General features: G+C 77.9%; 10 protein-coding genes and 1 rRNA gene. All 11 read left to right on the top strand.

Features of this window, described 5'->3' with window-relative positions:
• Positions 1-23: 23 nt before the first annotated feature.
• The 11 genes from rrf (at position 24) to murJ (ending at position 12,216) form a co-directional block, all read left to right on the top strand.
• A 5S ribosomal RNA gene (gene rrf / locus AC2TDM_RS10300) occupies positions 24-140 on the top strand.
• 1,261 nt (positions 141-1,401) lie between these two features.
• Positions 1,402-2,379, top strand: coding sequence for a hypothetical protein (locus AC2TDM_RS10295; protein ID WP_484634550.1), 978 nt, complete (start codon positions 1,402-1,404; stop codon positions 2,377-2,379).
• Positions 2,376-3,419 (top strand): HAD-IIA family hydrolase, encoded by a 1,044-nt coding sequence (locus tag AC2TDM_RS10290; RefSeq protein ID WP_484634549.1) that lies wholly within the window; start codon positions 2,376-2,378, stop codon positions 3,417-3,419. The genes AC2TDM_RS10295 and AC2TDM_RS10290 overlap by 4 nt, the downstream gene beginning before the upstream one ends.
• A gap of 209 nt (positions 3,420-3,628) precedes the next feature.
• On the top strand, positions 3,629-3,907 hold the full coding sequence (locus AC2TDM_RS10285; protein WP_090033803.1) for a hypothetical protein: 279 nt from the start codon (positions 3,629-3,631) through the stop codon (positions 3,905-3,907).
• Between the two features lie 23 nt (positions 3,908-3,930).
• A complete protein-coding gene (locus tag AC2TDM_RS10280; protein WP_090033853.1) occupies positions 3,931-4,734 on the top strand; it encodes a TlyA family RNA methyltransferase in 804 nt (267 codons plus the stop codon).
• Positions 4,731-5,621, top strand: a complete 891-nt coding sequence (locus AC2TDM_RS10275; RefSeq protein WP_090033851.1) for an NAD kinase — start codon at positions 4,731-4,733, stop codon at positions 5,619-5,621. Before AC2TDM_RS10280 ends, AC2TDM_RS10275 begins: the two co-directional genes overlap by 4 nt.
• Positions 5,618-7,357, top strand: a complete 1,740-nt coding sequence (recN, locus tag AC2TDM_RS10270) for a DNA repair protein RecN (protein ID WP_484634548.1) — start codon at positions 5,618-5,620, stop codon at positions 7,355-7,357. Before AC2TDM_RS10275 ends, recN begins: the two co-directional genes overlap by 4 nt.
• A gap of 6 nt (positions 7,358-7,363) precedes the next feature.
• Positions 7,364-8,548, top strand: coding sequence for a putative cytokinetic ring protein SteA (steA, locus tag AC2TDM_RS10265; RefSeq protein ID WP_484634547.1), 1,185 nt, complete (start codon positions 7,364-7,366; stop codon positions 8,546-8,548).
• 55 nt (positions 8,549-8,603) lie between these two features.
• Positions 8,604-9,647, top strand: coding sequence for a copper transporter (locus AC2TDM_RS10260; RefSeq protein ID WP_090033798.1), 1,044 nt, complete (start codon positions 8,604-8,606; stop codon positions 9,645-9,647).
• Complete coding sequence (locus AC2TDM_RS10255) at positions 9,644-10,561, top strand: hypothetical protein (protein ID WP_484634546.1); 918 nt, start codon at positions 9,644-9,646, stop codon at positions 10,559-10,561. The genes AC2TDM_RS10260 and AC2TDM_RS10255 overlap by 4 nt, the downstream gene beginning before the upstream one ends.
• Complete coding sequence (murJ, locus tag AC2TDM_RS10250) at positions 10,558-12,216, top strand: murein biosynthesis integral membrane protein MurJ (RefSeq protein ID WP_484634545.1); 1,659 nt, start codon at positions 10,558-10,560, stop codon at positions 12,214-12,216. The genes AC2TDM_RS10255 and murJ overlap by 4 nt, the downstream gene beginning before the upstream one ends.
• The last annotated feature ends 5 nt before the right edge of the window (positions 12,217-12,221 follow it).

The raw sequence follows: 12,221 nt of genomic DNA, 5'->3' as shown, positions 1-12,221 counted from the left end.
CGGGGTGCCAGGTTCGACCCCGTTACGGCGGTCATAGCGGTGGGGAAACGCCCGGTCCCATTCCGAACCCGGAAGCTAAGCCCACCAGCGCCGATGGTACTGCACCCGCCAGGGTGTGGGAGAGTAGGACGCCGCCGGACAACCATTACCACGAAAGGCCACCCCGACACGGGGTGGCCTTTCGTCGTTCCCGGACCGAGCGTGTCTCTTGCGATACGGGACGACGTCGGCGCGCAGCGCGTCGGTCGCACACAGGTGTTGCCTGGGAGGGCTGCCCGCCGTCCGTGGGACCATGGGTGCCGACGTACGACGAGAGGTCTCCAGATGAACAGCGACGACGACCGGGCCACGAGGCGCGGGGACGACGAGGGGCGACGCCCGACGGCCGGCGGCCGCGCGGGCCAGGGCGCTCCCGGGGGAGCGGGCCGGAGCCGCGACCAGCAGGGGCTGGACGGCCCTCGTCGTCGGATCGCGGGCGAGGCACCGGGCGGGCGACGCGCCGCAGCCGGAGGTCCGCGGGCGACGGGTGACGGGTACGCGTCAGGGCGTCCCTCGAGGGGCCGTCCGGGCGGCGACGCCGGCGGTGCACCCCGGTTGTCGGGACGGGACGGGCGGGGCTTTGCGGGGGACCGCTGGTCCGGAGCGGCCGGCACGTCGGAGCGACGCGGGGGTCCGCGCGAGGACGGCGGCTCCTCCCGGTCGCGGGCGGTCTCCGGCAGGGGCGGCCAACCGGGCGCCGGCTCGGGCGGGGGCGCCGCTCCGCGAGGCGGGCGGGGAGGGGCTGGCTTCGGCCGCCCTGAGGGCGGTGCGGGTTCGGGGTACCAGCGTCGCGACGACCGTCGCGGCGCCGGCGGTGACCCGCGTCGTGATCAGCGTGCGGGGGGTGGCGGTTTCCAGCGTCGCGACGGGGGCGGTGGGGACCCGCGCTCGTCTGAGCGTGCGGGTGGGTACGAGCGCCGGGACGACCGACCGGGCGGCTACCAGCGCCGGGACGACCGTGCGGGTGGGTACCCCGGCCGTGAGGACCGGCCGGGTCGTTCTCAGGGCCGGGACGGCCGTGCCGGCGGCGGGTCCCCGCGGCGCGACGCCGGGGCGACGGGCGGGTACCGGGGCCGTGACGACCGCGCCGGCGGTGCAGCAGCGGGTTTGCGGAGCGGTGGTCGGTCCTCGGACCGACCCTGGCAGTCGGGTGAGGACCGACCCTGGGGCCGTCGCGACGCGGACGACCGCGCGACGGACCGCGGAGGACGGGGCGGCGCGGACGCCGGTCGTGGGCGGCCCGGCCGGCCGGATCGCGGTGGGCCCGGGGGCGGTGCGGGCCGCTCCTGGGAGCGGCGCGAGGGTGCAGCAGGGCCGCGGCGGGACGACCGCGACAGCGGTCGGCCGTGGTCGGGCCGAGCCGTGGGTGCTCGCGGCGGTGACGACCGTCAGACAGACAGGGCCGGGGGCGCCCCCGAGCAGCGGGGCGCGCTGCGGTCGGCGCGGCCGGCCGCCGGGCCGGCGATCCCCGAGGACGTGGTCTTCGGCATGCTCGACCGGGACGTGCGGGGGCGTCTGCGCACCCTGACGAAGGAGAACGCCGACGTCGTGGGACGTCACCTCGTGATGGTCGCGCGGCTCCTGGACGACGACCCAGAGGCGGCGTACGCGCACGCCACGGCGGCGGTCGTCCGTGGCGGCCGCGTCGACGTGGTGCGCGAGGCGGCCGGGCTCGCGGCGTACCGCACCGGCCGGTGGGCGGAGGCGCTCCGCGAGCTGCGGACGGTGCGCCGCCTGAACGGGTCGTCCGAGCACCTGCCGGTCATGGCGGACTGCGAGCGGGGTCTCGGGCGCCCCGAGCGCGCTCTCGCCCTGGCGCAGGACGAGGGTGCCGCCGGGCTCGACCCCGCGGGCCGGGTGGAGCTCGCCATGGTCGTCAGCGGTGCACGGCTCGACCTCGGGGAGCCCGACGCCGCCCTCGCCGCGCTGGGGACGCCGGAGGTGCGCGCGGCGGGCGGGGTGCTCGGGGTCCGGGTGGCACAGGCGCGCGCGACGGCGCTCGAGGCGGCCGGCCGTGCCGAGGAGGCCGCGGCGGAGCTCGCCGGCTTCGACGCGGCCCAGCTCGCGGCGGCCGGCGGCCGGGTCGACGACGACGACGACCTCGTCGTCTGGGACCTCGCCGACGAGGACGACGAGCAGGACGGCCGGCCCGCCGGCGAGCCGGACGACGAGCAGGACGGCCAGCCCGCCGGCGAGCCGGATGACGAGCAGGACGACGAGCAGGACGGCCAGCCCGCCGACGAGCAGCCCGACGAGGTGCGGGACGGGCAGCGCGACGAGGTGCGGGACGGCGAGCAGCGCGGGCAGCAGGACGCGGACGTGCGAGGGGACGAGGCGTGAGCGGCGGGCTCGTCGCCAGCCCGCAGCCCCCGGCGGAGGGGTACGACCTCGCGCTCGTCGATCTCGACGGGGTGGCCTACCGGGGCCCGGAGCCGATCGAGCACGCCGCCGCCAGCCTGACGACGGCGCGCGCCCGCGGGATGCGGCTGGTGTTCGTCACGAACAACGCGTCGCGCGAGCCGGGGACGGTGGCGGAGCACCTGTCGGGCCTCGACATCCCGACCACCCCCGAGGAGGTCATGACGGCCGCGCAGGCGTGCGCCCAGCTGCTGCTCACCCGGCTCGCGCCGGGCTCGCGGGTGCTGGTCGTCGGCGGTGCGGGGCTGCTCACCGCGGTCCGCGAGGCGGGGTTCACGGTGGTGTCGTCGGCCGACGACGATCCCGTCGCCGTCGCCCAGGGGTTCGCCCTGGAGGTCGGGTGGACGCAGCTGGCCGAGGCCGCGTACGCGGTGCAGCGCGGGGCGTGGCACGTGGCCTCCAACCGTGACCTGTCGATCCCCACGGCGCGCGGCACGGCGCCGGGCAACGGCTCGTTGGTGGCGGCGGTCGTGGCGGCGACCGGCGTCGAGCCGGCGAGCGCCGGCAAGCCGGAGCCGACCATGTACCACCTCGCGGTCCAGCGGGCGGGGGCACGGCGCGTCCTCGTCGTGGGGGACCGGTTGGACACCGACCTCGCGGGCGCGCGGGGCGGGGGGTACGACGGGCTGCACGTGCTCACGGGCGTCAGCAGCGCGCGGGACGCCGTCCTGGCCCCGCCGCACCTGCGTCCGCACCTGCTGGGGGCCGACCTGCGCGCCCTGCTCGTGCGGCACCCGGTGCCCGTGCCGGGCGCGGAGGGGTGGTGGACGTGCCGCGCGGCGGCCGCGCGGGTGGTGGACGGGCGGCTCGAGCTGCGCGGCCCGACCCGCGTCTCCGCGGACGACGACCTCGAGCCCGCGGTGGACGTGGCGCGGGCGGCCTGCGCCGCGGTGTGGGCGGCGGTCGACGAGGGCCGGGCGGTGGACCCCGTCTCGGTGCCGGACCTCGTCGCCACGTCCTGACCGTACGCCGAGCACGCCGAGCCGTCCCCAGCCCGGATCCTGCCGGGTGGTCACCGGCGGGGCGTGCCGGGACGGGGCGCGCGGGTGCCAGCAGGTACCGTGAACGCGCGCCCGGGTCCTCCCGTGCACGTCGTCGCCCTCGTCCGGCCCGGCGCGTGCGACGACCGCGAGGCGCACCGAGCACCGACAGGAGAGGGTGGACGGCCTCGATGAGCCAGCCGACCACGGACCCGCGCCCCCTGGCGCGACCGGTCCCGCGTCCGCCCGTGCCGCGGGCGGCTCTCGCACGTCCGTCCGCCGACGCCGGCACGCCCGACCGAGCCGTTGCTACCGAGGACGCCGCGATCGCCGACGAGTACGACGTCGCCGTCGAGGAGGCCTTGCGGACCCTGGACGGCCTCGTCGACCGGCCGCTGGCCGAGCACCCCGGGGCGTACGAGGCGGTCCACGCAGCGCTGCAGGACCGGCTCGCGGACCCCGGCCGGTGAGCGTCGCGGTGGAGGACGCACGGGTGACGGCGCGGCTGGACGCCGAGCTGGTCCGCCGCGGGCTGGCGCGGTCGCGCCGGCACGCCGGGGAGCTGCTGGACGCCGGGCGCGTGCAGGTGGACGGGCGGGCGGTGGGCAAGGCCGCGCGGGCGGTGGCGCCGGAGGCGCACCTCGACGTGCTGGCCGACCCGGACGACGCCGACTGGGCCAGCAGGGCCGCGTTGAAGCTCGTGGGCGCCCTCGAGGCCCTGGGGGCCGCGGCGCCGGCGGTCGCGGGGCGGACCTGCCTGGACCTGGGCGCGAGCACCGGCGGGTTCACCGACGTGCTCCTGCGGCGCGGGGCGGCTCACGTGACGGCGGTCGACGTCGGGCACGGCCAGCTGCTGCCGCGCCTGCGCGAGGACCCGCGCGTCGACGCCCGCGAGGGGGTCAACGTGCGCCACCTGCGACCCGGCGACGTGCCGACGCCCGACCTCGTCGTCGGCGACCTGTCCTTCATCTCGCTGACGCTCGTCCTCGGGCCCGTCGCCGCCCTGCTGCACCCGTCCTCGGACGTCCTGCTGCTGGTCAAGCCGCAGTTCGAGGTGGGCCGCGAGCGGCTGGGCAGCGGCGGGGTCGTCCGGGACGCGGGGGCCGCCGCCGCAGCCGTCCACCGCGTCCTCGTCGCCGCCGCCGGGCACGGCCTGGCGACCGCGGGCCTCGTCCCCAGTCCCGTGGTCGGGACGCACGGCAACCGGGAGCACGTCGCGCACCTGCGGCCGCTCCCCGCTGCGGTCCCCCCGGACCTGGCATGGGTGGCGCGGCGGACCGGGGCGGTGCCGGCATGAGGCGCACGGCCCTGGTCGTCGTCCACCTGGGTCGCGCGGAGGCACGGCAGGCCATGGACGAGGTCCTCGCGGAGCTCGCGCGGGCCGACGTCGACGCGCTCGTCGCCGGCGACGACGAGCCGGCGCCCGACCCGGTGCCCGCGGTCGACCTCGTCATCGTCCTGGGCGGCGACGGGACGATCCTGCGCGCGGCCGAGCTGACGCGGGGCACGGGTGCGCCCCTGCTCGGCATCAACCTGGGGCACGTGGGCTTCCTGGCCGAGGCGGAGCGCGACGACGTCGTCTCCTCGGTCCGTCGCCTGACCTCCGGCGCCTTCACCATCGAGGCGCGCACGACCGTCGACGTGCGGGTGCACGCCCCGGACGGCTCCGTCTCGACGGGTTGGGCCCTCAACGAGGTGGCGCTGGAGAAGGTCGAGCGCGCGCGCATGATCGAGGTGGTCGTCGCGGTGGACGAGCGGCCCCTGTCGTCGTTCGGCTGCGACGGCATCATCGTCGCGACCTCGACCGGGTCCACGGCGCACGCGTTCTCCGCGGGCGGACCCGTCGTGTGGCCGGACGTCGACGGCATGATCGTCGTGCCGGTCTCCGCGCACGCCCTGTTCGCGCGGCCCCTCGTGCTCGGGCCGCGGTCGGTGCTCGCGGTCGAGCTGCTCGAGGAGTCGGCGGCCGGCGGCGCGCTCACGTGCGACGGGCGGCGTCGCATCGAGGTACCCCGCGGCTCCCGGGTCGAGGTGCGCCGCAGCCCCGTCCCCGTGCGCATGGCCCGGCTGAGCCCGGCGCCCTTCACGACCCGGCTCGTGCACAAGTTCGGGCTGCCGGTCGAGGGCTGGCGGGGACGTCCTGTCACCCTGCGGTCGGCGCCGCGTCCGGAGGAGGCCGGGTGATCGAGGAGATCCGCATCGCCGACCTGGGCGTCATCGGTGCCGCCGAGGTCCGGCTGGGGCCGGGGCTGACCGTGCTGACGGGGGAGACCGGCGCGGGCAAGACGATGGTGCTGACGGCGCTGGGCCTGCTGCTCGGCGCGAAGGCCGACCCCGCGGTGGTGCGCACCGGGGCGCGGGCCGCGTCCGTGGAGGGCCGGGTGGCGGCGGCCGCAGGCACCGCCGTCGGGGAGCGCGCCGTCGAGGCCGGCGCGGAGCTCGACGAGGACGGCTCGCTCGTCGTCGTCCGGACCGTCGGTTCGACGGGCGACGGCGGCACGGGCCGCTCGCGCGCGTTCCTCGGCGGGCGGTCGGTGCCCCAGGCCGTGCTGGGTGAGCTCGCCGACGCGCTCGTCACGGTGCACGGCCAGGCCGACCAGGCCCGGCTGCGCTCGCCGTCGCACCAGCGCGAGGCCCTGGACGCGTTCGCGGGGCCGGAGCACGGGGCGGAGCTGGCGGCGTACCGGGAGCGGTGGGCGCGGCGCGCGCGCCTCGCGACCGAGCTCGCCGAGCTCGTGGACCGGGCCGAGGACCGGGCGCGCGAGGCCGAGCTCCTCCGCCTCGGCCTGGAGGAGGTCGAGCGCGTCGACCCCCAGCCGCACGAGGACGTGGACCTCGACGCCGAGATCGGCCGGCTCGCGCACGCCGAGGACCTGCGGTCCGCCGCGACGGGGGCCCGTGCCGCGCTCACCGGCGGGGACGACCCGGCCGGCGAGGCGACGAGCGCGGTCGCCGTCGTCGAGCACGCACGCCGGGTCCTGGAGGCGCAGGGCCACCACGACGCCCGGCTGGCCGAGCTCGCCACGCGGGTCGCGGAGGCCGGCTACCTCCTCGCCGACGTGGCGACGGAGCTGTCCGTCTACGTGTCGGACCTGGCCGCCGATCCGTTGCGCCTGGACGCCGCGCAGGCCCGCCGCGCCGAGCTGGCCGCGCTCGCCCGCCGGCACGGCGGCGACGTCGACGCCGTGCTGGCCTGGTCGGGCGAGGCGGTGCGCCGCCTCACCGACCTCGAGGGCGGCGACAGCCGCGTCGCCGGGCTGCGCGCGGAGCTCGACACCCTGACGCAGGAGCTGGCCGAGCGGGCGGCCCTCCTCGGCGAGCGCCGTCGGGAGGCCGCCGGCCGCCTGGCGTCCGCCGTGGGCGCGGAGCTGGCCGGCCTGGCCATGGCCGGCGCCCGCCTCGAGGTGCGGGTGGAGCCGGCCGACGAGCCGGGGCCGCACGGGGCCGACCGTGTCGAGATGCTCCTCGTGCCGCACGCCGGCGCACCCGCGCGCCCGCTCGGCAAGGGCGCCTCGGGCGGGGAGCTGTCCCGGGTGATGCTGGCCATCGAGGTGGCGCTCGCCGGCGAGCAGGGGGAGCGCGGGGCCGGGCCGGGCACGTTCGTGTTCGACGAGGTCGACGCCGGCGTCGGCGGCCGCGCGGCCGTCGAGATCGGCCGACGTCTCGCGTCCCTGGCGCGCACGGCCCAGGTCCTCGTGGTCACCCACCTCGCGCAGGTCGCCGCCTTCGCCGACCACCACCTCGTCGTCAGCAAGTCGAGCGCCGGCGGCGTGGACGTCGTGACCGCGTCCGACGTGCGGGTCGTGGCCGACGACGAGCGGGTGCGCGAGCTGGCGCGGATGCTGTCCGGCCAGGAGGACTCCGACGTGGCGCGCGCCCACGCGGCTGAGCTCCTGGAGGCGTCGTCCGTGGGACGATGACCGACGATGAGATTCTCCCTGCGCAAGGCTGCCCCCGTCGTCGACGGCGCCGACGTGGTCGGGCCGGCGCGCGTGGACCACCGCACCAAGAACCTGACGAAGCGGCTGCGACCCGGCGACGTCGCGGTGATCGACCACCTCGACCTCGACCGCGTCTCCGCCGAGGCGCTCGCGGCCTGCCAGCCGGCCGCCGTGCTCAACGCCGCACGCTCCACCTCCGGGCGGTACCCCAACCTGGGGCCGGAGATCCTCCTGGCGGCGGGCGTGCCCCTCGTCGACGACCTCGGGCCCGACGTCATGACCGTGCCCGAGGGGCACGAGCTGCGGCTGGTCGAGGGCGCGGTGTACGACGGCGAGACCCTCGTCGCCGAGGGCGTGCTGCAGACGGACACGACCGTGGCCGCGGCGATGGCCGAGGCGCGCGAGGGCCTGTCGGTGCAGCTCGAGTCGTTCGCCGCGAACACCATGGACTACCTGCGCCGGGAGCGGGAGCTCCTGCTCGACGGGGTCGGCGTGCCGGACGTGCGCACGGACCTCGAGGGGCGGCACGCGCTCATCGTCGTGCGCGGCTACCACTACAAGGAGGACCTCGTCGTCCTGCGCTCGTACATCCGCGAGTACCGGCCGGTGCTCATCGGGGTGGACGGGGGCGCCGACGCGATCCTCGAGGCGGGGCTGCGGCCCGACATGATCGTCGGCGACATGGACTCCGTCTCCGACCGGGCGCTGTCGTGCGGCGCGGAGGTCGTCGTGCACGCCTACCGCGACGGCCGCGCGCCCGGCCTGGCGCGCGTGGAGCAGCTCGGCGTGCCGCACCTCGTCTTCCCCGCGACCGGCACGAGCGAGGACGTGGCGATGCTGCTCGCCGACGACAAGGGCGCCGAGCTCATCGTCGCGGTCGGCACCCACGCCACCCTCGTGGAGTTCCTCGACAAGGGCCGTTCGGGCATGGCCAGCACGTTCCTCACGCGCCTGCGCGTGGGCAGCAAGCTCATCGACGCCAAGGGCGTGTCCCGGCTCTACCACCACCGCATCTCGAACCTCCAGGTGGTGCTCCTGGTCCTGGCCGGCCTGCTCGCGCTCGGCGTCGCGCTCGCCTCCACCGAGGCGGGTCAGACGCTGCTGGGCCTGACCGCCGCACGCCTGGACGACGTCGCGTCCTGGTTCACCGGGCTGTTCGGGGGCGCGTGATGCCGCACCTGGCACCTCCCGCGCCCGCCCGCCCCCTCGACCGAGAGCACCGACCGTGATCGACTTCCGCTACCACCTCGTCTCCCTCATCTCGGTGTTCCTCGCCCTGGCGGTCGGCATCGCCCTCGGCGCCGGGCCGCTGGAGGAGACCATCGGCGACACCCTCACGGGTCAGGTGGACCAGCTCCGGGTCGAGCGCGAGGAGCTGCGCACGCAGCTCCAGCAGTCGGAGGCGGAGCAGCAGGACCTCGAGGCCTTCGCCGCAGCCACCGGGCCGCAGCTGCTCGAGGGCGCCCTCGCCGGCCGGCGCGTCGCCCTCGTGCAGCTCGGGGAGTCGTCGCCGGAGCGCGTGGCGGCCGTGGACGCCGCGCTCGCGGCCGCCGGCGCCACCACCTCCGCGCGAGTGACGCTCACGGACGCCTGGACCGACCCGGAGCAGCGGCCCTACCGCACCGCGCTCGTCGGCAACCTCGTGGAGTACCTCGACCCGGCTCCCGCCGAGGACGCGGGCACGGCCGCCGAGCTCGCCGCGGCCCTCGTGCAGGGCCTCGTCCGGGGCGACGCGGCCAACCCCGACGCCCTGGGGCAGGACGCCTCGCTGCTGCTCGAGCTCCTCAGCACCGGCGACAACGCGCTGGTGACCCTGCAGGACCCGGTCACCGCGCCCGCCGACGCGGTCGTCGTCCTGCAGCCCCTGCAGACCGACGACGCGGGCAACGTCACCGACCCCGTCGCGACGCCGACGACGGACTCGACAGAGGCCGCCGTCGCGCTGCTGCGGGCCGGTGGGACCTACGCCGAGGGTGCGGTCCTGGCGGACGGCCCCGAGACGGGTGACACGCTCACCACGGCCGTTCTCGCCGACGCCGACCTGGCGGCCGAGCTCACGACGGTGACCGGGACGCAGGGCGTCGTGGGGCAGACCGTCCTGCCGCTCGCCCTCGCGGCCGACATCGCGGGGACCGTGGGGCACTACGGCACCGGCGACGGTGAGACGGTGCTGCCGCCCTCCGTGACCCTGCCGGCACCGGATCGCACCCCGACGTCCGTGCCCGAGCAGCCCACCGACGGCGCCGACGCCGGGACGGGCGAGGGGTGAGCGCAGCCGCCGCCGGGGCCGCCGCTGCCGTGGCCGGTGCGCTGACGTGCCGGGCGGCGCGCGCGGCCCTGCGCTCCCGGACGCCGGGCGGGGCCGGACGGTGGACGCGGACGAACCACCGGGGCGAGCCCGTCAGCCTCCTCGCCGGGCCGGCCGTCGCCGCCGCCACCGCGGTGGGCGGTGCCGCGGGCGCACTGCTCGGCGGGCGGAGCGGGACGGGGCGGGGTGCACCCGGTCCGCTCGCCCTGGCCCTCACCACGGCGACGGTGACGGCCGGCGCGCTCGGGGTCGTCGACGACCTGTCGGAGGACCCCGCGACGCGCACGAAGGGCCTGCGGGGCCACCTGGGGGCGCTCGCGCGGGGGCGGCTGACCACCGGCGGCGCCAAGGTGCTCGGCATCGGGGCGGGCGGCCTGGCCGCGGCGGCCCTCGTCGTGCTGCCGTCCGTCCCGGCGGACCGCCGCGGGCGGCCCGGGACGCTCGCCGACGTCCTCGTCTCGGGTGCGCTCGTCGCGGCGGCCGCCAACCTCGTGAACCTCCTCGACCTGCGGCCCGGTCGCGCCCTGAAGGCGTCGGCGGTGGCGGCCACGTCCCTGCTGGGGTCGGGATCGGGAGCGGGGGCGGTGCGCCCGGCCGCCGTCGGGCTGCTCGGCGTCGTCGTGGCCGCGCTGCCGGCCGACCTCGACGAGCGCGACATGCTCGGTGACGGCGGCGCGAACGCCCTCGGCGCCGCGCTCGGCACCCTCGTCGTCGCCGGCACCGGCCCGCGCACGCGGGTGGCCGTCCTGGGCGCGCTCGTCGCCCTGACGCTCGCCAGCGAGCGGGTCAGCTTCACCCGCGTCATCGAGGCGACGCCGGTCCTGCGCGAGCTGGACGCCTGGGGGCGCCGCCCGCCCGCGCCCTCCGGACGGTGAACCGGCTCCTGCGGCGCGCCGCCCCCGGTCTGGCGGGCGCCGCCGCGCTCATCGCCGCCGTGACGGTGGTCAGCCGGGTCCTCGGCTTCGTCCGGTCCCTCGCCATGGCGGACGGGGTCGGCGCGGGTGCCATCGCGGACGCGTACAACCGCGCCAACCTGCTGCCGAACGTGCTCTTCGAGGTCGCCGCCGGCGGCGCGCTCGCGGGGGCCGTGGTGCCGCTGCTGGCAGGCCCCCTGCGGCGCCGCGACCGCGTGGAGGTCGACGCGGTGGTGCGGGCGGCGGTCGGCTGGACCCTCACCGTCCTGGTCCCGCTCGGGCTGCTGCTCGCCGCCCTCAGCGGGCCGCTCGCGACCCTGCTCACCCCGTCCGGCGACCCCGGGCTGACCGCACTCGTGCGGACGTTCCTCCTGGTCTTCGCCCCGCAGGTGCCGATGTACGGGCTCGCGGTGCTCCTCTACGGCGTGCTCCAGGCGCACCGACGGTTCTTCTGGCCGGCCTTCGCGCCCGTGATGTCCTCGCTCGTCGTCATCACGACCTACCTCGTCTACGGCGCGCTCTCCGGCGGTGTGCGCGACGACCCCGGCGCGCTGCCGGGCGGCTCGGTCGAGGTCCTCGCCTGGGGCACGACGGCCGGCGTCGCGGCGATGTGCCTGCCGATGCTCGTGCCCGTGCACCGGCTCGGTGTCCGCGTGGCGCCCTCGTGGCGGTTCCCGGCGGGCGCGGGCCGGCGCTTCCGGTCCCTGGCGCTCGCCGGGGTGGGGGCGCTCGTCGCCCAGCAGGTCGCCGTCCTCGTCGCCATGGGCGTCGCGACCGCGCGGGGCGGCGACGGCGCCTTCACCGTCTGGACGTGGACGCAGCAGCTCTACCTGCTGCCGTACGCCGTCCTGGTGGTGCCGCTGGCCACCTCGAGCTTCCCGCGGCTGGCCGAGCGCTGGGCCGACGAGGACCGCGCCGGCTTCGCGGCGCTGACCGCGCGCACGACCGCCGCCGTCCTCACAGCCGCGGCGGCCGGGGCGGCCGCCGTCGCCGCGGCTGCCCCCGGTGTGGCGGCCGTGTTCGTCGCCGTCGAACAGGGCGACGGACGTCTCGTCGGGCAGGTCGTCGGGCAGGGCATGGCGAGCACGCTGACCGTGATGGTGCCCGGGCTCGTGGGGTTCGCGGCCGTGTTCCACGGCTCGCGCACCCTGTACGCCGCCGAGCACGGGCGGGCGGCGGTCGCGACGACCGCGGCGGGCTGGGGCGCGGTCGCGCTCGCCACCGTGGCGCTCGGGCTCGTGCTCACCGCCGACGGGCCCGACGCGCTGCGCGTGCTGGTCGCGCTCGGCGCGGCGCACACGACGGGGATGCTCGTCGGGGGCGTGGTGGTGCTCGCCGCGGTGCGCCGGGTGGCGGGGCCCGCCGCCGTGGCGGGCCTGGCACGGACGACGGCGGCCCTCGTCGTCGGGGGCGCGGGCGGTGCCGTGGCCGGCCGGTGGGTCACCGACGCCGTGCCCGCCGTGGCCGGGGACGGCCTCCCGACGGTGGTAGCCGGCGCGGTCGGCGGCGCGCTCGTCGCGCTCGTCGTGCTCGTCGCGGTCCTCGCCCTCCTCGACCGCGCGGCGTTACGACGGCTCGCGCGCCTCGGCCGTGGTGCCGACGCACCCGTCGGGTAGGCTGG

This window comes from Cellulomonas sp. plas2, from assembly GCF_057221735.1.
The sequence above is the reverse complement of the archived record's forward strand: the minus strand, read 5'-3'. Positions and strand labels throughout refer to the sequence as shown.